At 69.0% G+C, this 19,126-nt stretch carries 20 protein-coding genes; 6 read left to right on the top strand and 14 right to left on the bottom strand.

What is annotated here, in order from left to right; all coding sequences use genetic code 11:
• Positions 1-62: 62 nt before the first annotated feature.
• Complete coding sequence (locus AMK34_RS29735; protein WP_038519003.1) at positions 63-1,244, bottom strand: DUF3152 domain-containing protein; 1,182 nt, start codon at positions 1,242-1,244, stop codon at positions 63-65.
• An 81-nt stretch (positions 1,245-1,325) separates the two neighbouring features.
• On the bottom strand, positions 1,326-2,183 hold the full coding sequence (locus AMK34_RS29730; protein ID WP_073847536.1) for an alpha/beta fold hydrolase: 858 nt from the start codon (positions 2,181-2,183) through the stop codon (positions 1,326-1,328).
• Between the two features lie 244 nt (positions 2,184-2,427).
• On the opposite strand from AMK34_RS29730, the gene AMK34_RS29725 reads away from it, so the two are divergent.
• A complete protein-coding gene (locus tag AMK34_RS29725; protein ID WP_037332079.1) occupies positions 2,428-3,051 on the top strand; it encodes a TetR/AcrR family transcriptional regulator in 624 nt (207 codons plus the stop codon).
• A gap of 73 nt (positions 3,052-3,124) precedes the next feature.
• Here the strand turns inward: AMK34_RS29725 and AMK34_RS29720 are convergent, their stop codons facing one another.
• A complete protein-coding gene (locus tag AMK34_RS29720; protein WP_073847535.1) occupies positions 3,125-4,543 on the bottom strand; it encodes an amidohydrolase family protein in 1,419 nt (472 codons plus the stop codon).
• A gap of 35 nt (positions 4,544-4,578) precedes the next feature.
• On the bottom strand, positions 4,579-5,619 hold the full coding sequence (locus AMK34_RS29715; RefSeq protein WP_073847534.1) for an amidohydrolase family protein: 1,041 nt from the start codon (positions 5,617-5,619) through the stop codon (positions 4,579-4,581).
• 79 nt (positions 5,620-5,698) lie between these two features.
• On the opposite strand from AMK34_RS29715, the gene AMK34_RS29710 reads away from it, so the two are divergent.
• Entirely contained in the window at positions 5,699-6,235 is a 537-nt protein-coding gene (locus AMK34_RS29710; RefSeq protein WP_038519011.1) for a carboxymuconolactone decarboxylase family protein, read from the top strand.
• A gap of 207 nt (positions 6,236-6,442) precedes the next feature.
• On the opposite strand, the gene AMK34_RS29705 is transcribed toward AMK34_RS29710, so the two are convergent.
• A complete protein-coding gene (locus tag AMK34_RS29705; protein WP_073847533.1) occupies positions 6,443-7,366 on the bottom strand; it encodes an alpha/beta fold hydrolase in 924 nt (307 codons plus the stop codon).
• Positions 7,363-8,271, bottom strand: a complete 909-nt coding sequence (locus AMK34_RS29700) for an AurF N-oxygenase family protein (protein ID WP_037332087.1) — start codon at positions 8,269-8,271, stop codon at positions 7,363-7,365. Before AMK34_RS29700 ends, AMK34_RS29705 begins: the two co-directional genes overlap by 4 nt.
• Before the next feature lie 50 nt (positions 8,272-8,321).
• Between AMK34_RS29700 and AMK34_RS29695 the strand changes: the two genes are divergently transcribed.
• Together AMK34_RS29695 and AMK34_RS29690 are read left to right on the top strand one after the other, a co-directional pair.
• Positions 8,322-9,089: a TetR/AcrR family transcriptional regulator gene (locus tag AMK34_RS29695; protein ID WP_038519016.1), complete on the top strand. Its 768-nt coding sequence runs from the start codon at positions 8,322-8,324 to the stop codon at positions 9,087-9,089.
• A complete protein-coding gene (locus AMK34_RS29690) occupies positions 9,086-9,412 on the top strand; it encodes a DUF4873 domain-containing protein (protein WP_016331491.1) in 327 nt (108 codons plus the stop codon). The genes AMK34_RS29695 and AMK34_RS29690 overlap by 4 nt, the downstream gene beginning before the upstream one ends.
• 112 nt (positions 9,413-9,524) lie before the next feature.
• On the opposite strand, the gene AMK34_RS29685 is transcribed toward AMK34_RS29690, so the two are convergent.
• From AMK34_RS29685 to AMK34_RS29675, 3 genes are all read right to left on the bottom strand, one after another.
• Positions 9,525-10,805: a heparan-alpha-glucosaminide N-acetyltransferase domain-containing protein gene (locus tag AMK34_RS29685; protein WP_073847532.1), complete on the bottom strand. Its 1,281-nt coding sequence runs from the start codon at positions 10,803-10,805 to the stop codon at positions 9,525-9,527.
• Between the two features lie 114 nt (positions 10,806-10,919).
• The gene (locus AMK34_RS29680; protein WP_005167610.1) at positions 10,920-11,150 is read right to left on the bottom strand and encodes a DUF3107 domain-containing protein; all 231 of its coding nucleotides are present in this window, start codon (positions 11,148-11,150) and stop codon (positions 10,920-10,922) included.
• A gap of 60 nt (positions 11,151-11,210) precedes the next feature.
• Positions 11,211-11,864, bottom strand: coding sequence for a ferritin-like fold-containing protein (locus AMK34_RS29675; protein WP_037335764.1), 654 nt, complete (start codon positions 11,862-11,864; stop codon positions 11,211-11,213).
• A 463-nt stretch (positions 11,865-12,327) separates the two neighbouring features.
• Here AMK34_RS29675 and AMK34_RS29670 point away from each other — a divergent pair, with 463 nt between their 5' ends.
• Positions 12,328-13,920, top strand: coding sequence for a DEAD/DEAH box helicase (locus tag AMK34_RS29670; RefSeq protein WP_073847531.1), 1,593 nt, complete (start codon positions 12,328-12,330; stop codon positions 13,918-13,920).
• A 35-nt stretch (positions 13,921-13,955) separates the two neighbouring features.
• The gene (locus AMK34_RS29665; RefSeq protein ID WP_038519023.1) at positions 13,956-15,350 is read left to right on the top strand and encodes an Rv3212 family protein; all 1,395 of its coding nucleotides are present in this window, start codon (positions 13,956-13,958) and stop codon (positions 15,348-15,350) included.
• Between the two features lie 41 nt (positions 15,351-15,391).
• On the opposite strand, the gene AMK34_RS29660 is transcribed toward AMK34_RS29665, so the two are convergent.
• From AMK34_RS29660 to AMK34_RS29640, 5 genes are all read right to left on the bottom strand, one after another.
• Positions 15,392-16,036 (bottom strand): hypothetical protein, encoded by a 645-nt coding sequence (locus AMK34_RS29660; protein ID WP_038519026.1) that lies wholly within the window; start codon positions 16,034-16,036, stop codon positions 15,392-15,394.
• A gap of 118 nt (positions 16,037-16,154) precedes the next feature.
• Positions 16,155-16,493, bottom strand: coding sequence for a hypothetical protein (locus tag AMK34_RS29655; protein WP_073847530.1), 339 nt, complete (start codon positions 16,491-16,493; stop codon positions 16,155-16,157).
• Between the two features lie 34 nt (positions 16,494-16,527).
• On the bottom strand, positions 16,528-17,388 hold the full coding sequence (locus AMK34_RS29650) for a RecB family exonuclease (RefSeq protein WP_073847529.1): 861 nt from the start codon (positions 17,386-17,388) through the stop codon (positions 16,528-16,530).
• A 246-nt stretch (positions 17,389-17,634) separates the two neighbouring features.
• Positions 17,635-18,264, bottom strand: a complete 630-nt coding sequence (locus tag AMK34_RS29645; protein ID WP_016331481.1) for a MarC family protein — start codon at positions 18,262-18,264, stop codon at positions 17,635-17,637.
• Complete coding sequence (locus AMK34_RS29640) at positions 18,261-19,124, bottom strand: PHP domain-containing protein (protein WP_038519030.1); 864 nt, start codon at positions 19,122-19,124, stop codon at positions 18,261-18,263. The genes AMK34_RS29645 and AMK34_RS29640 overlap by 4 nt, the downstream gene beginning before the upstream one ends.
• Positions 19,125-19,126: the final 2 nt, after the last annotated feature.

The raw sequence follows: 19,126 nt of genomic DNA, 5'->3' as shown, positions 1-19,126 counted from the left end.
GACGGAAACGCCTTCCCCTGTTTCACATCCTGGGATTTCCCAGCAGGCGAGACGGCCTGGACTTAAGGTGCCTGATTCGGCCAGGAGCCCGGCTTGCAGACCTTGCCGTCCGCGGGCACCTTGCCGCGGTCACCGCCGGGGAGATTGTTCAGCTGCGCCACGAAGTCGTTGGAGACGCCGAACGTCTGCTGCATCATCACCGGCGCGATCCCGCCGTTCTCCTTGCAGCCCTGGTGCTTTCCGCCGAGGGCATGCCCGACCTCGTGATTGATGGCGTACTGCCGATACCCGGTCATGTCGCTCTCGAACGCCATCGCACCCCGCACCCAGCGGGCGAGGTTGATCACCACGCGCTTGTCGAAGCTCGCGCGGTAGCACGAGGTCTCGTAAGTGATCTGGAACATGCAGACGTCCGCGCGATGCGTCGTGTTCGGTGTGGTGAGACTCACCCGGAAGCTGGGGTTCGGGAAACTCGCGTCGACGCGCTGAAGCGCCTTCCTGCCGTCCCACGTCCAACTCTTGGGATTGGACAGGGTGGCCTCCACCATCGTGGCGAAGCTGTCGTCACCGCCGTAGCTGGCCTGATCGATGCCGTCCTCGACCTCGACGGTGTACGTGTACAGCTGCCCCGTCCCGACCTTGTCCCCCTTGCCCGGCACCACGTGATAGGTGCCCTTGCCGGACTCGGTGAAGGGGCCGCCCTTCGGCAGGTCCGCGGTCGGGATCTTGAGGTCGATCGGTTTGGCCGGGTTCTCGGGAAGGACGTCGCCGCCCCCGTCCACACCCGCGCCCGGCTCGCCGCCGTTGCCGGCGGATCCGTCGGCACCGTCGGCCGCGGCCGAAGTCGTCCCGTCGGAGGCGATCGGCTCGGCCGGGCCGGTGGCGGTGTTGAACACGACCAGCGCGGTGATCACCACGAGGATCGGCAGCGCGTACACACGCCAGCCGTAGGTCTTGGCGAACTGGCCGATGCCGCCCTTGCCCTTGCGTTTGGCGGCCTTGGCCTTGGCGGCGCCGGTCTCGTGCGGCTTCCAGGACGCGCTGAGCGGCTGGGCGCTGGTCCGGCGGCCGCCGGGACGGTAGCGGTCCTCGTCGAGCCGCTGCGACGGCGGCGGCGTCGGCCGGTACTGGCCCGTGCGCGGCACGTCGGAAGACCGGGGCTGGGCGCGCGGCGGACGGCGGGCGGATGCGGAGTACTGAGACCGCCGACCCTCGCCCTGCGCGCCTTGCTTTACCCGATCCACGCGCACCAGGGTGCCATAACCGAACTGTGATGTTGTGAGCGACCGGCGCTTCGCACGGCGTGTCCTACCCACCCGAATGGGCTACCAGGTGCCCGATTCGACCGATTCCCACATCCCCAAAACGGCCTTCGCTACGACATTCGGGCGTTCCATCTGCGCCACGTGGCCGGTTCGGGGCAGAACGAGCAACCGCGCGTGCGGAAGTAGCCGAGCGGTGCGCTCGGCGCGCCGGACGGAGATCACCCGGTCGTGCTGCCCCCACACGACGAGCGTCGGCGCGTCGACGGTCGGCGCGACCGCCCACAGCGACGCGGGACCGCGTGCGGACCACGTCCGGAAGATGCCAAACGTGCTGCGCGCCAGCGCGGGGGCGGCCCAGGCGAACCCGGCGCGGGCGCTGTGCTCCTCTTCGAGCTCGTCCAGCCTGCTCTCGGCGAAGCGGCCCGGGTCGGCGAAGCACAGCTTGATGACCTGCATGGCTCGTTCGCGCGGGCCGAGCGCGGCGAGCTGACGGCGTACGGCCGGGCCGATCAGCGGCAGGTACGCGAACGCCATCCGTGGGTCGGACAGCCGCTTCATGCTGGGGCGGAGGTCCGGCATGGCGGGCGAGATCAGCGTCAGCGTCTTCACCAGCTCCGGGCGGCGGGCCGCGACGAGCAGCGCGACGGCGCCGCCCATCGAGTTGCCGAACAAGTGCACCGGCCCCGCTTCGAGGCTCTCGATGTGGCTCGCCACGACGTCGGCATGCGCGTCGAGGCTGAAGTCGAAGTCGTCGGGCGGCTCCGAATAGCCGAAACCCGGCAAATCGACCGACGTGCCCGCGGCTTGGGGCGCCAAGAGGGCGGCCAGGTCGGTCCAGTTCGTGGACGAACCGCCGAGACCGTGGACGTAGACGGCCGTCTCGGGACCGCCCGGTGTCCGGCGGATGTGCAATTTCACCCCGCCGACACCTATTGTTTCCCCGGGCCAAGGGGGCGGCGCCGGGTCCAGCGACGGCAATGACCTGCGCGACAGCGGCACATGGGTCAGCGGAGAGCGGCCCCCGGCGGCACGGGAAACTGAAGAAGACACAGCATCAAGGATGCCCGACCCTTGGCGGTCCGGCCGTACCGGCGAGTAATCTCGAGCTCACTTCACGCGGCGGTGACCCCGCCCCGCGGAGCCCGCGGCTACTGGAGGAACGATGACAGAAATGGCGCGACTGCAGGCCCGAGGTGTCCGCCTGCCCCGAACGGAACGCCGCGCCCAGCTGCTGGCCGCCGCGCAGCGGGTGTTCGCCGCGAACGGATACCACGCCGCCGCGATGGACGAGATCGCCGAAGAGGCCGGAGTCAGCAAGCCGGTCCTCTACCAGCACTTCCCCGGCAAGCTCGACCTCTACATCGCGCTGCTGGAGAGCCACGTCGACGAACTGGTGCGGCGGGTCAAGGACGCGCTCGACTCCACGTCGGACAACAAGCAGCGCGTGCCGGCGACCGTCGGCGCGTTCTTCGACTTCGTGAACAACGACGCCGGCGCGTTCCGCATGGTCTTCGAGTCCGACCTGCGCGGCGAGCCCGCCGTCCAGGAGGCGGTGGACCGGGCGACGTCGGCCAGCGTCGACGCGATCACCGAGACCATCACCGCCGACGCGGGCCTCGACGAGGACAAGGCCCGGCTGCTCGCCGTCGGCCTCGTGGGCCTCTCGCAGGTCAGCGCGCGCTTCTGGCTGGCGCACCACAAGTCGATGAGCCGCGAAGAGGCCGTCGCGCTCACCGCCAACCTCGCCTGGCGAGGCATCGGCGGTGGCTTCCCGCTCCAGCACTGACCCCCGCGTTTCGTCCTCTGAATGCGGTCCTTGCGCGTGCAACGACCGCATCCAGAGGACGAATTGCGTCAGGTCACTGGGGCAGGAGCTTCTTCAGGCGGTCGGCGGCGGCCTGGGCGTCGGCGACGACCTTCGCGGTGTCGATACCGACAACGCGGCCTTCGCGCTTGAGGGCGCGCCCGTCGACGAACACCCATGAGACGTTCGCGGGCTGGGTGTTGAAGACCAGCTGATTCACCCAGTCCACCTTCGGCGCGAAGTTGACCGCTTGGGCGTCGACCAGCTGGAGATCCGCTCGCTTGCCCGGCGTCAGCGACCCGATCTCCTTGTCCATCCCGAGCGCCTCCGCGCCGCCGAGGGTCGCCATGCGCAGGACGTCCGTCGTGGTCGGGTAGACCGCCGGATCCGTCGTGGTCGCCCGCTGGAGACCGACGGCCGCGCGCATCACGTTGAACATGTCGCTCGTGTCGTTGGTGCCGCCGTCGAGGCCGAGCCCGACCTTCATGTTCCGCTTCTTCATCTCCGGCAGCCGGATGACGCCCGACGCGAGCCGCATGTTCGACAGCGGGTTGTGCGCCACGCCGACCCCGGCGGCCGCGAGTTCGTCGAGATCGGCGTCGGTGGTCTGGATGACGTGGTTCGCCACCAGCCCGGAGTGCACCGCGTTCGCGCGCCGGAGCGCGTCCATCTGCCCCGCGGTCAGATCGGCCTTCGATTCGAGCAGGTGCACGTTCAACGAGACGCCGAGCTCGCGCGCGAGCTTCTCCGAGGCTTCGACGCTCGGGAAGTTCCCCGTGGACGGATGCGTGCCGATCTGCAGGCGTGCCAACGGGTTCGGATCGATGACCTCGCGCTTCACGCGGCGGATCTCGTTCTGCAGCGCGGGATCGGTGGTGCCGTTGTAGGAGTAGAGGAACCGCAGCTTCGACTCGCCGAGCGCGCGGAGACCGCCCTTGGCGAAGTCGGTGTTGAACGCGTGCGACCAGTCGGTGACCGTGGTGATCCCGGTCGAGACGACGTCGGCCGCGGCGAGTTTCGTGCCCGCGTACGCGTCCGCGTCGGTCACGGGGGCGCGGTACAGCGGGATGACGCATTTGCCGAGCCAGCCGATGAGTTCCTTGTCGGCCGCGCAACCGCGGATGAGCGACTGCCACAGGTGGTTGTGCAGGTCGACGAAGCCGGGCAGCACGATCTTGCCCCTGCCGTCGACGACTCTCGCGGTGCCGGCGTCGAGGTCCTTGCCGACCTGCTTGATCTTGGTGCCTTCCAGTACGACGTCGGCGTCGGCGAGGGCGCCGAGCGGTCCTTCGCCGAGGCTGGGATCCATCGTGAGCACCATCGAAGCGTCACGGATGACGACCCGGCCTGCGCCGGTGAATTCCGCGTCGCCGGCTTCAGTGGTCTCGCCACCCAGGTCGGTGAGCAGAGCCGCTCCGAGGACGACGGCGATGGTAAGGCTGAAAACGGACAGGATCGATCTGTTTCGTTTCATCGTTTCAACTCCCCAGTCGAGAAGATCACGCTAGCTCACCTGACGCGGACGCCCCGCAGAATCACCGCGACGGGATGCTCCAGCCGTGCCAGATCTTCGCGCGGATCCTCCGCGTAGACGACGGCGTCGGCGGGCGCGCCCGGGACCAGTCCGGGCAACCCCAGGTATTCGCGCGCGGCCCACGAACCCGCGGCGAGGGCGTCGTGCGGTCGCAGCCCCGCTTCCGCGAGAGCGCGGATCTCGACGCCGACGCGGCCATGCGGCCGGGAGTCTGTACCGGCGAGGATCTTCACCCCGGCTTCGGCCGCCGCCGCGATCAGCCCCGGATGCGCCTCCGCCCCGCCGACGAACCACCGTTTCCGCGGGGTGTCCTCACGGTTCCGCGCCTGTCCCAGCGCCGCTTGGAAGACCGAAAGCGTCGGTGTGAGCGCGGTTCCGCGGGCCGCCATGTCCGGCAGGTACCGGGGATCGAGCCACATCCCGTGTTCGACGGAGTCGACTCCCGCGGCCACCGCCGCTTCACCGCCGGCGGCGTGCTGCGAGTGCACGGCGAGCCGCCCGCCCACCGCGTGCACCGCCTCGACGACGGCGGTCATGACGTCGGACGGCACGGCGTCGTCCCCGACCTGCCAATCGGCGATGATCTTGGCCCAGCCGGTGCGTTTGGCCTGCGCCGCGGCCAATCCGGGGAGCTCCGCGTGCGTGGCGCGGCGGCCCCAGCCGTCGAAGAACTGGCCGTGCTGGGCGATCCACGGACCGGCGTGCACCGCGCGGGGCACGCCGGGTTCTGCGCCGAACCACTCGGGCGGCTCACCGGGCAGCCCCGGCGAACGGATCATCGTGACCCCGGCGTCGACGTGCCGGCGCAGATCGGCGCGCAGGATCTCCTCGTCCATCGGGTCGCCGGGCTCCTCGGCGCCGGGATGCGTGTGGGCGTCGACGAGGCCCGGCAAGAGCCAGCCCTCGGCGACCAGATCCGCTCCCGGGACCGGATCGGTTGTCCAGCGGTCGCCGTCGGCGTAGAGATCGACGTACTCGCCGTCGGGAAGCGCACGGCCCCGGATTCTGACGATCACAATGCCCCCTTGCTCTCGTGTCGAGCCCGTTTTCGGCTATGAATCAAGTGACCGCGTTGCCGATCCGCGAGGAGTCACCATGCCGCATATCGCGCTCGACGAGAACCTTCCCGGCATCATCGCCTTGTTCGCGTACCGGCCGGAGACGGCGGCGCCGCTCGGGCAACTCGCCGATGTCCTGCTTCGCGGCCCGAGCAGCCTCAGCGTGGGCGAGCGCGAACTGATCGGCGCCGTCGTCTCGCGCGGCAACGACTGCACGTTCTGTTCACGCAGCCATGCCGCCGTCGCCGCCGAAGCACTCGAAGGCGGCATGCCGGTCGTAGAGGCGGCGTGGAAGGACGTCGACGGCGCCCCCGTCTCGGCCAAAATGAAGGCGCTCCTGCATATCGCGGTCGCCGTTCGCGAAAGCGGGAAGTCGGTGGGCGAAGACCTGATCGAGACCGCCCGCGCGGAGGGCGCGACGGACGTCGAAATCCACGACACGGTCCTGATCGCGGCCGCGTTCTGCATGTTCAACCGCTATGTCGACGGGCTGGCCACGCTCGCCGTCGACGACCAGGACGCCTACCAGGCGGTGGGCGTCCGTCTCCTGGCGAACGGCTACACGAACCTCTGAAAGGGAGCAGGGGACCTTTGCTACCACCCGCGCCGGCCACACGTCGCGAACGCCACTTTCGCGACGTCTGATGTCCCGAAAGTGGCTTTCGCGACACCTCGAACACCTCGCCCGAGACCCTGACCTGCAGAAAGAGAGCAAGGGACCTTTGCTACCACCTGTCTCAATGTCGAGAGAAGTGGTAGCAAAGGTCCCTTGCTCCCTCTTTCAGACCCTCGCGGCGCGGCGGACAAGTGCCGCGATGCGGTCCGAAACCTCCTGAGCCCGTTCCTGCGGAAGCATGTGCCCCGCCCCCGGATACCGCACGAACTCGGCCTCCGGCAGCTCGTCGGCGATGACCTTGGCGTGCGGCGGCGGACAGAGCCGGTCCCGCTCCCCCGCCAGCACGATCACCGGCTTGCCCTGCAGCGCAGCCAGCGTCACCCGGCAGTCGTGCCGCGAAATCGCGTCCTGGAATCCCGCGACACTCGCCGGATGCGCGCACAGCAACTGCTCGGCGACCGAGTCGACGTCGGCGCGCTGAGGCCGCCGCCCGAAGACGAGCAGCCGCGCACCGGGCCGCACCACCGACAGCGGCAGCGGCAAGGCGTCCCGGCGGTTCTTCGCGAGCAGCTTCGCGAGCCTCCGTTCGAACCTCGCCGCGCCGCTGCCCGCGATCCCCGGCAGGCCGAGGGTGATCCGGTCCATCTCACCGGACGACGTGGCGACGAACGCGACCCCTGCGACGCGCCGGGCCACGAGATCGGGGTGCCTGCGGGACAGTTCCATGATCGTCATACCGCCCATGGAGTGTCCGGCGAGCACGATCGGCCCGTTCGGGACGCGGTCCTCGATCAGCTCGGCGAGGTCGTCGGCGAGGGTCGCGATCGTGGCCGTCCCCGGTTTCGCCGGCGCGGAACCGCCGTGGCCGCGCAGGTCGTAGCGCAGGGTCCGGACGGAGTCGCCGAGCCGCGCCACCACGCCGTCCCAGGTCCGATGGTCCTGCGTCCAGCCGTGCACGAGCACCAGCGTGAGCTCGGAGTCGGCGGGCCCGCTCGTCTCGACGTGCAGGGCGGTGCCGTCACCGGTCACGAACCGATGTTGCCGCGACGGGTCCCACGAGACGGCGTCGCGCTGCTTGACGCTCCTCATCGCTTCCCCGGCAGCAGGAAGGACTTGCGCCAGAAGTACATGCCCGGTTTGCCGACCAGGCCGGATTCCTGCAGGAACGGCATGATCTTCTCGCCTGCCCATTGGATGCTTTCGCGCCAGTTGGGGTTGTTCAGCGCGGCCTCGACGCCGTCACGCGGACGGATGCCGACGGCCTTGTAGACGTTCGGATTGATGAAAGCCCGGGTCACGAAATACGAAACGAGCGCGATGATGAACTGCTGATAGACGATTTCCTTCTTCGACAGTTTCGCCATCCCGCGAGTCACCTCTTCGCGGGCGAAGGTGACGTGCCGGGCTTCTTCGAGCACGTGGATCCGGTTGACCATGCGCACCAGCGGCTGGATGTCCGGGTCGTTCATCTGCTCGCGCTGAAGCCGGTCGAGTACCTCTTCGGCGACCAGGATCGCGCCGTAGCGCGCGGGGCCGTAGCTGATCGCCGGCATCAGTTTCGCCAGCCGCCGCAACCACGGCACCGGCCCGTAGGACGGGCAGCCGATCCGCGAAGCCATCCGCGCGAACATCGTCGAGTGACGGCATTCGTCCGCGATCTCGGTCAACGCGTACTGGGCGTGCGAACTGGTCGGATCCTCTTCGTAGACCTCCTTGAGCAGCATCTGCATCAGGAGGATTTCGAACCACAGGCCGGTCGTGGCGACGCTCGCGACCTCGTGCTTGCCGAGTTCGATGCGCTGCTCTTCCGACAGCGAGTCCCACAATTTCGTGCCGTAGAGCGAAGAACGGTGTGCCGGGATGAAGCGCTTCCCGTCGACGAGCGGGGCGGTCCAGTCGATGTCGACGTCGGGATCGTAGAACTTGTTCGCGGAGGACTTGAGCAGCCGCTCGGCCGTCTTCTCCCGGTCTGTTTCCTTCAGCGCCCGCGTCATTGCCGACACACCCCTATCTGTAACTCGTGGTAACAGTTACCTCTGGTAGCATGACTGGGGTGATCGAACGTGTCAAGCGCAACAGCAAGCAGTCGAGCAAGCACCCCACGGCGGGTGAGGCCGACACGGGCGACGCCCGTCGCGACCGCTGGCGCAAGCACCGGATCGCGCGCCGCGCGGAGTTCGTCGAGGCCGCCCTTCGCGCGCTCGACACGCACGGCCCGGACCTCGGCATGGAGGACGTCGCCGCCGAAGCGGGCGTCACGAAACCCGTGCTGTACCGGCACTTCGACGACAAGGCGGATCTGTACGTCGCGCTCGGGCAGCGCGGCACGGAGATCCTCTTCCAGCGGCTGATCCCGGCCATCAACTCCGAGCTCGCCCCGGTCCCCCGGATCCGGATGGCGCTCGACTCCTTCTTCAGCGTCATCGAGGAGCACCCGAACCTGTACCGCCTGCTCGCGCGCGGCGGCCTCCAGGAGAAGGTGGTCGTCAAATCCGACGTCGTCGCCGAGGACAAGGAACTGATCGCCACCGCGCTGACCGCGCTGCTCGGCGACTACATGCGGATGTTCAACATGGACTCCGGCGCCGCCGAACCGTGGGCGCACGGCATCGTCGGGATGGTGCAGAGCACCGGCGAATGGTGGCTGGACCGGCGCTCGATGGGCCGCGACAGCGTCGTCGAGTACCTGACGCAGATCATCTGGGCCGCGATCGACGGCCTCTCCCGGCAGCAGGGCATCGTCATCGACCCGAACCTGCCGCTCGAAGAGAACAAGGTCGTCCAAATGCGGAAGGAATCGGAGGCACAGTGAGCGAGCACGACGAAGACGGTTACGCCGGCGAAGCGGTCCTCGTGATCGACGGGACCGAGATCGCGACCACGGTGGACCTGCGGGGCTACTTCCAGCCCATCGACGGGTACTACCGCTGGTACGGCCGCGTCGCCACCAACGAACAGGTGTCCGCGGCCGCCGGCGGCAAGAAGACCGCCGTCGAGATCCGCGCGGGCGAGTACAGCGCGAAGGGCGAGCTCTCCGACCCGGACCCGTGGGACCGCTACCGCATCATGGGCACCAGCACGCCGCCCTTCCACGTGCCGACCAGCCTCGAAGAACTGAACGAACTCAACGCCTGACCAGGCGGAAGTACATGAAGGCCCCCTTCCTTGCGTCTAGCGCAAGGAAGGGGGCCTTCATGTACTTTCCGTGAGCGCGGGGAGCAAGGGACCTTTGCTACCACTTCGCAGGTCAGCCCCGCCGTTGAGCGGGCACCCGAGCACCGGGCACCAGGTACTTCGGCCAGCTCGACAGCTTGTTCATCGTCCATTCCAGCGGTCCGCGCCCGATGAATTTCCGCCACAGCACCGCGGCGGTCAGCGCCACCACCGAGAACTCGACGAAGTGCAGCACGCTGAAGATCGAATCGCCGTCGCTCTCGTCCCACAGCAGCGCGATCGCCACGAAATGCAGTACGTACGCGCTCAGCACCCGCCCGCCCAGATCCGAAAGCGGCCACAGCACGCGCTCGAACTTCGGCATCAGCAGCTGGCAGCCGCCGATCACCGCCGCCGCGATCCCGATCGAGATCAGCAGGTCGAACGGCGTGTACGAGGTCCCCGTCGGCAGCAGCTCCCAGGCCCAGCTGGTGGTCGGCGGCGTGCCGTGGATCCAGGTCTGGTGCAGCCGCAGGAATTCCGGCGGCGTCATGCCCATCTGCGCGGCGGCCGGTTCCAGCGAGCGGTAGATCGCCTGCATGCCACCGAGCGGCCCGGTCGCGAGCCAAGAAACGAAATATCCGCCCACCGCGAGCGCCGAACCACCGAAGAACAGCCGCCGGCAGACGCCGCGCGAGGTCAGGTCCATCCGCCCGATCGCCATCCCGGCGAACACGTACGCCATCAGCGTCAACGCGGGGAAGGTGCCGGTCAGGACGAGGACGGTCGCGGCCTTCAGCAGCCCGGTCGAGGTGACGTCGTCCGCGGTCAGGTCCGGCGCGAAGAACAGCAGGTCACGGGGAAGCAGCTGCGCCCTGATCACATGTGAGAGCAGCGGGCCCACCACGGCGACGGTGGCCGCCGCGATCGCCAGCGTCTTCGCGCCCGCGCGCAGCCACGGGATCGCGAAGAGGAAACAAGCCCCGTAGTAGGCCAGGATCACCATGTAGCCGGTTTCGAGGCTGGTCAGCCACAGCCCCAGCACCACCAGGAGCGGGGCGCGGGTCGCCAGTTTCAGCGCGACACGGGTCCGGTCGCGGCCCTCTTTGGGACGGCGTCCGCCGGACATCAGCGCGATCGAGACCCCGGCCAGCACCGCGAACAGCGCGGCGGAATGGCCTTCGAACGGTTTGAACAGCACCCCGATGCCGCCTTTGGCCGGATCGGGGCCGACATGCACCGCGTACATGCCGAGTACGGCCAGGCCGCGGGCGACGTCGATACCGGTCAGCCGCCCTACGGCCCGTTTGCCTTGTTCGGGAACAGTGCGCACGCCGTCGACCAGCGCGCGGTCCATCACAGTGACGCCGTCCACCTCATTTCTCGGCTAGCCCCCTGCCGTCCCCGCCTTAGCGTGACGATCAAATCTGAGAGCTGGCTGAGACGCGGCGGTGACGCCACTGTGACATCCGACTACAACCCGATCGGGTTAGCCACCAACAGCGAAGCCGACCTTGCGAACATCCGACGGCGCGATCTCGACGTAGGCGATCCGGTCGGTGGGCACGATGTACTTACGGCCCTTTTCGTCGTCGAGGCGGAAGATCCCGTCGCCGGCCCTCAAGGCGTTCGCGACCAGTTCCTCGACCTCGTCGGGCGACTGGCTGCTGGACACCACGAGCTCCCGCGGCGTGTCCTTGATGCCGATCTTGACCTCCACGTGGGACCTCCGCTTGAAAGTTCGAAATTTACTGGTGCGCCAAGGCTAGCCGAAGTGACCTCAGCCGAGGCCCAGCACCTGCATGCGCTTGGTGTGCCCCTGCTGCAACCGGCGGAACAGCGCGGCGATTCCCGAAAGGTCACCAGAGCCCTCGACGATCAGTTCGGCGAGCCCGTCCCGCTCGGCCACGACGTACTGGGCCTGCGTCAACGCCTCTCCCAGCAGGCGGCGGCCCCACAGCGCGAGCTTGTCGCGCGCCTTCGGATCGGCCTCGATACCGGCCGCGACTTCGCGCTCGGCGAACGCGGAATGGCCCGTGTCGGCGAGCACGGTGAGCACCAGGTCCTTGGTCTCGGGGTCGAGCCAGCTGGCCATCTCGCGGTAGAGGTCCGCGGCGAGCCCGTCGCCGACGTAGGCCTTCACCAGGGACTCGAGCCAGGAACGCGGCGCCGTGGAGGCGTGCCAGGCGTCGATGTGCCCGACGAAGGGCCGCATCGCGTCCTCGATCGCGACGCCGTGCCCCCCGAGATGCTTGGCGAGCAGGTCGTAGTGCCCGATCTCGGCGGCCGCCATCGACGCCAGCGCGGCCCGGCCGGACAGCGTCGGCGCGGTGCGCGCGTCCTCGGCCATGCGATCGAATGCGGACAATTCCCCATAGGCGAGTACGCCGAGCAAATCGACTACGCCTTCACTGATCTGCTTTGCCTCGGTCACGGCGGAAAGGGTATCGCCGAACACACCCGCCCGGTCCGGAAGAGACCGATCCCACCTTCGTCGGCGCGCCGGGGGCTATCGAAAAACCGCAGATCAGGTAGACTGGCCGCCGGATACGACGGATCTTCCGTCCCGGATCGGGACGCCGCTGCGGCTGAAGGACAGCCGGTGTGGCCCCGTTCAGCACAAGAATGATGTGCGTGCACGCCATCCTGCGGCATTCCCACGAAGGGCCGCTCCAGCGCCAGTAGCGCGGAGCCCGAGCGAAATTTCGTGGTCGAGTGTCGATCGGTGACCAGGGCAGTGCGCGCTGGTCACGAGAGAGGCGAGCACCCTGACCACGAACGAAACCACAACCGAAGAGAACATCACCACCGGCGTCCCGGAGGCCGTCGCGCTGGAGCACAGCGAGACCGGCCCGGCCGCGCTGGACACGTCGCACCCGCTGCAGGCGGGCGCACCGGTGGAGCCCGAATCCCCCACCTTCGCCTCCTTCGGCGTCAAGCCGGAGATCGTGAAGGCCCTCGGCGAGGCCGGCATCGAGCGCACCTTCGCCATCCAGGCGCTGACGCTGCCGCTGGCCATGGCCGGCGACGACCTGATCGGCCAGGCCCGCACCGGTATGGGCAAGACGCTGGGCTTCGGCGTCCCGCTGCTGCACCGCGTCGAGGTCCCCGGCGACGGCACCCCGCAGGTGCTGGTCGTCGTGCCGACCCGTGAGCTGTGCATCCAGGTCGCGAACGACCTCAAGGGCGCGGGCAAGCACCTCGGCATCCGCACGCTGGCCATCTACGGTGGCCGCCCGTACGAGCCGCAGATCGCGGCGCTCCGCAACGGTGTCGACGTCGTCATCGGCACGCCCGGCCGTCTGCTGGACCTGGCCGAGCAGAAGCACCTGGTGCTGGGCAAGGTCCGCGGTCTGGTGCTGGACGAGGCCGACGAAATGCTCGACTTGGGCTTCCTGCCCGACATCGAGCGCATCCTGCGGATGGTCCCGGACAAGCGCCAGACGATGCTGTTCTCGGCGACCATGCCGGGCCCGATCATCACGCTGGCCCGCACGTTCCTGACCCAGCCGACGCATATCCGCGCCGAGGAGAACGACGCCGGCGCCATCCACGAGCGCACCACCCAGTTCGTCTACCGGGCGCACTCGATGGACAAGCCCGAGCTGATCGCCCGCGCGCTGCAGGCCGAGGGCCGCGGCCTGACGATGATCTTCACCCGCACCAAGCGCACCGCGCAGAAGGTCGCCGACGAGTTGGTCGAGCGTGGCTTCGCGGCCGCCGCCGTGCACGGTGACCTGGGTCAGGGCGCCCGCGAGCAGGCACTGCGCGCGTTCCGTTCCGGCAAGGTCGACGTGCTGGTCGCCACCGACGTCGCCGCTCGCGGTATCGACATCGACGACGTCACGCACGTGATCAACTACCAGACGCCGGAGGACGAGAAGACCTACGTCCACCGCATCGGCCGCACCGGCCGCGCGGGGCGCACCGGCGTCGCGATCACCCTCGTCGACTGGGACGAGGAGCCGCGCTGGAAGCTGATCTCCGACACCCTCGGCCTCGACATGCCCGAGCCCGCCGAGACGTATTCGTCGTCGAAGCACCTGTTCAGCGACCTGGGCATCCCTGAGGGGACCACTGGCCGCCTGCCGCTGTCGAAGCGGACCCGTGCCGGCCTTTCGGCCGAGGTCGAAGAGGATCTGGGCGGCAAGCGCCGGGGCCGTGGCCACGGCCCGGCCTCGAAGGATGAAGAGGCTCCTCGCAAGCGGAACCGCGCACCGCGCAAGCGGACTCGCGGTGGCGCCGACGCGGCAGCCAAGATCGAGGCGGCGGACGCCGCCGCGGCTTCGGCGGAGGGCACCGAGGGCGAGACCTCGTCCGAGGGCCGCACGCGGACCCGTCGCCGCAGCCGAGGTGCCGCGAAGCCGAGCCCCGAGGTCAGTGGCCCGGCGGTCGAGAAGGAGGCGGGCGACAGCGCCGAGCGTCCGGCTCGCCGACGCCGCCGTCGCCGTCCGTCGGCGACTTCTGATACACCTGCGTCGGCAGACTGAGCTTTCATACTGCGGACATGGGGAGCTAGGGGCACGTGAGCGAACGCTGGGACGCCGCGCCGGACAACGAACCGGCGCGGCCCGTGCCCGCCGATCCCGAGCAGTCGACCGGCGGCGAGCCGGAGACGGCCGAGAACGCGATCGGCACCGAGGACGTGCTGGACGCCGACCCCGCTCAGCCGGTGGCCACCGAGCCGCCGCTGGGCGGGAAACGCGCCCGGCCCTCGCCGTGGAATCGCAAACGGGATCGCGTGATCGCCGCGGCGATCGTCGTGGTCGTCGCGGTCACCGGTGTCGTCATCGGCGTGACCAGCGACAACGCGGCCACGGTCGCGCAGGTCGCCACCACCCTGCCGCCCGGGCTCCCGCCCGCTCCGGCGCAGGTTCCCGGCTCGTTGAGCGAACTGTGGCAGGCGCCGAGTGCGTCGACACCCGTCCCGATCGGCGAGGCCAACAGCGTCGTCACCGCCGACAAGGGCGAAGTACTCGGCCGGGATCCGTACACCGGCGACGTCCGCTGGCGCTACTCGCGCGATCTCGAACTGTGCACCGTCGCGCTCGCCGGCATCAAGGTGGACGCGGTGTACCGCAAGGACACCGGTTGCAGCGAGGTCACCCAGCTAGACGCGGGCACCGGGCGCCGCACGGCACAGCGCAACGGAGACGCCGAGCTCGGCACGAGGCTGGTCGTCGACGGATCGCATGTCACCACGACCGGCAAGAAACTGCTGAACACCTGGCGCGATGACCTGGTCAAGAGCATGGAGTACGGCCAGGTCCCCGCCATCGTGAACCCGAACAAGCAGCCGAGGACGGGCTGCACCTACGGCACGGTGGCCGCCGCGGCGGGCAAGATCGGCGTGATCGAGCGCTGCCCCGGCGACCCGGCCGACCGGTTCACCGTCTACCGCGCGACCAACGACGAGGCCGACGACCCGAAGGTCGACTACAGCACCGTGCTCGCCGGGAAGAACGCGAAGGTCGTCGCGATGTCCGGCGATCTCGCGCTGATCGTGCTGCCGGAACAGAAACTGCTGGTCATCTACGGCGGCGACGGCCTGCAGAAGTCGGCCTACCCGCTCGACCTGCCCGAAGCGGAAATCACGCAGGATCCGGTGGACGGCGTCATGACGACCTCGTGGACCGCGCAGGGCGTCTACTGGTTCACCGGCTCGAAGACCATGGCGTTCTCGCGGGACGACCTCACCCCGCGCTGGACGCTGAACAACTCGACCGGTCCGGGCGTGACCTTCGGGGAACAGCTGGTCGTGCCCATCCAGGGCGGCCTGGCCGTACTCGACGAGACGACCGGCGCCACCATCCGCACCGTCGGTGTCGACAGGCGAGGCTACACCGGCCCGGTGCTGCTCTCGTCGGTCGGGCCGGTGCTGCTGGAGCAGCGCGGCCCCACCGTCGTCGCCCTCAAATGACCGGCGAGTGGTAGCAAAGGTCCCTTGCTACCGGCCCGCCGTCATCGCGTCGTCGTCGAGGTCTTGCTCCGCAGCCGTCCGATTTCCTTCCAGCACCACTTGCCGCCCTCGGAGGCGAGCTTGCCGGAACCGCTCCGGGCTCGCCCTTCGACGGTCACCGTGACTGCCACCGTGTACTCGGTTTCGGAGACCTTCGTGACCCCGTCGAGCGTGGCGCTCGAAACGTCGTTGACGCGCTCGATGGACTGGACGACGTCCTGTTCCGCGTCGCTGCACTTGAGCGCCGTCAGGGCGGCCCTGTCATGGGCGTTGATCCCGTCGACGATCGCCTGAGCGGTGCTTTCGGGGCCGGACGACTTACCGGCCTTGTCGTCGCCGAGGAAGAAACCGGGAGCGACGAATCCGGTGATACCCAGGACGATCACCACCACGGCCGCGGCGGCGATGCCGACGATCAGGCCGGTCTTGTTGTTCTTCGGCGGCGCGGGCGGCCCGCCGAAGCCCTGGGGATACTGCTGGTTCTGACCGTAGGGCTGCTGGCCGTAGCCGGGGTATTGCTGCTGCTGCGGATACGCGCCGCTCTGGTCGTAACCGCCCTGCTGGTACTGCTGCCCTGGGTATTGCTGTCCCGGGTACTGCTGCCCGCCTTGGCCGTCGGGCTGTCCTGGCTGGGGTGGGTAGGTCATTTCAACGGTGCCCTTCGTCCTCGCCGCGGGGCAGCGTGTTCTCTACGACGTGCCCCGTGAGCCACAGTTTCGCAGGGGAGGAAGGGTTTTTGGGCGAACTGGCACTTTCCTGCCGTGGTCAGCTCCACCAGAAGAGGCTCAGCGCGGCCGTCACGCTCACCACGACACCGAGACCGGCGAAGCCCGCGACGCGGCCATTACGCGTGTCGGCGACCCGCTGTGCCAGCAAGGCGAGGACCGCCGCGACCGGATGCCCGATCAGCATCAGCGGCCCCGGCCCAGGCGCACCGGTGAGCAGGCAGATCCCGGCGATCGCGAGGACGCACACCGCGAGCACGACCATCCCGGCCGCGAGCGATCCGGTCAGCCCGCGCCAGAACCGACCGCTTCGGGGCGTCTCGGGCTCGTCCGCGGGAGGTGGGGTGGTCGCGAGCTCTTCGGTGTCCGGTGACGACACGTCCTCGCCTGTCCAATCGTCGGGTCTCGAGAATCTAGGGCGCCAGCAACTCCCACGGCTGAGCCGCGGGACCGGCCTCCTGGCCGGCCGCGCAACTGGGCCGGAAGTCGCACCATGAGCAACGGCGGCCCGGGCGCGCCGGGAACAACACGTCCTCGTCGCCGCCGGCGTCCAGGGTATCCGTTGCCAGCCGCAGGTCCCCGGCGGTCTCGTCGGCGCGTTGGAGATGCCGCTTGAGGCTCTGCTCGGTGTGCTCGGCGGCCGCGATGGTGCCGGTGGGCACGTGGTGCAGCTCGACCTGGTAGCACGGCGTGCGCAGGGTCCTGGCGGCCGCGACCGCGTACAGCGCCAAGGCCTGCGACGAACGGGCCTCGTACTCGTCCGGCTCACGACGGCCGGTCTTGTAGTCGATGATCACCAATTCCCGGCCACGCTGGTCGATCCGGTCGGCGCGGCCCTCGATGATGAGGCTGGGCCCGCTGCCCTGCTCGAGCGTGACCGGCGCCGAAACCCAGCGCTCCAGCCCGACCGGATCGACGCTGACGTCGTTGTGCTCGACGTACTCCGCGACCCAGGCCTTGGCCCTGGCGCGGTACCGGGCGGCCTGGTCGGCGTCTTCGAACCCGGCGTCCTTCCAGTGTTCGGCGACGAGCGCCATCGCCCGCTGCGGCACGCGCTTGACCACCGGCAGATCGAACAACGCCCGCAAAGCGTTGTGCACCACCGCACCCAGCGTGCTGTGCGCCCACGCGCCGGTGCGTACCGGAGACGGACGGTCCAGATACGACATGCGGTAGCGGCGCGGGCAATCTTCGAACGTCGCGAGGCGCGCGGGCGAGACCTTCGTCAGCTTGCGCGGCGCTTCGACGCCGAAGTCGAAACCAATCTGCTCCATCGGATCACCCCGCGCGCAACGCTACGCACCCCCACCGACACTTTTCGAGGGGATCCCCGCCGAAGGGAGCAAGGGACCTTTGCTATCACCGCACGAGGCCGCAGGCCGTGCCGGGGGTCGAGTGGGTCGGGCGTGCAATGAAAGGCTCTTTCCTTGCAAATTTTGCAAGGAAAGAGCCTTTCATTGCATCGGGCAGGCGGGAGCGCGAGGCGGAAGGAGCAAGGGACCTTTGCTACCACCCGGCGGTCACGTGCCCGAGATGAAGCCCTTCACCGAGTTCGCCACCAGCTCGACCGCGATCGCGGCCAGCAGCAGACCGGCGATCTTCGCCAGCAGCGTGATCCCGCTTTCCTTGATCAGCCGGATCACCACGCCCGAGTACCGCATGCACAGGTACAGCACGAAGTGCACCGTCACGATCGAAAGCGCGAGAGCCACGTACGCACCGACGTGACCATCGGCCTGCCGCACGAAGACGATGGTCGCGGCGATCGCGCCCGGGCCGGCGAGCAGCGGCGTCCCGAGCGGGACGAGGGCGACGTTGACGTCGTCGCCCGCCGCCTCGGCCTCGCCGCCGGTCTTGCCGGTCAGCAGTTGCAGCGCGATGAGCAGCAGCAACAGTCCGCCCGCGCCCTGCAGCGCCGGGATCCCGATGCCCAGGTAGGACAGGATCGCCTGTCCCGCGACGGCGAACAGCGAGATCACCAGCAACGACACCAGCACCGCTTGCCGCGCGGCCTTGGCACGGAACGCCACCGACTTGCGGCCGGTCAGGCTGAGGAACACCGGCACCGTGCCGGGCGGGTCCATGATGACGATCAGCGTGATCGTCGCGCTCATGAACAGGCGCGCGTCGAAGAAGTCCGTGATCGTCACCGGGTCACGACCTGATAGCCGGTGGACCGCGCGACGAGCTCTTCGAGCGCGAGCGGATCGGTGGTCTCGTCACCGAGGTCGATGGTCTTGTTCGTGCCGTGGTAGTCGCTCGACCCGGTGCGCACGAGCCCCAGCTCCCCCGCCAGCCCGTGCAGCCGGACGCGGGTCTCCTCGTCGTGGTTCGGGTGGTCGACCTCGACACCGGTGAGCCCGTGCTCGGCCAGTCCGGCGAGCACGTCGACGCTGATGGTCGCCCCGCGTGTGTAAGCGAAGGGATGCGCGATGACGGTGACCCCGCCCGCCTCCGCGATCATGTCGATCGCGTCCTCGACGAGCGTGTCCTGCCGCGCCACGAAGTATCCGCTGCCGTTGCCGAGATAGCTCGCAAAGGCCTCGTTCACCGACGAGACGACACCGGCACGCACCAAGGCCTGCGCGAGATGCGGCCGTCCGGCGGAACCGTCCTCGGGAAGCAGCGACATGACCTCGTCGGGATCCACCGGGAGACCGTCGGCGGCCATCCGTTCGGCCATCACCCGCAGCCGCCAACGCCGCTCCGACCGCAGCCGCGTCTGCTCGGCGACGACCGCCGCCGACTCCGGGTCGAAGAGGTACGCGAGCAGGTGGACGCTGATGTGCCGCCCGGTCACCGGGTCGACGGAGATCGTGGACAGCTCGGCGCCGGGCACCAGGGTGAGCCCCGGCGGAAGTGCCTCGGCGGCCGGGGCCCAGCCGGCCGTGGTGTCGTGATCGGTGATCGCGACGACGTCGAGGCCCGCCTTCGCGGCGGCGGCGACCAGCCCGGCAGGGCTGTCGGTACCGTCGGAGGCGGTGGAGTGGGCGTGCAGGTCGATGCGCATCG

The sequence above is a fragment of the Amycolatopsis sp. CB00013 genome, assembly GCF_001905755.1.
Classification (GTDB): Bacteria; Actinomycetota; Actinomycetes; order Mycobacteriales; family Pseudonocardiaceae; genus Amycolatopsis; species Amycolatopsis japonica.
Note: the sequence above shows the minus strand (reverse complement) of the source record. Positions and strands in the feature narration are given on the sequence as shown.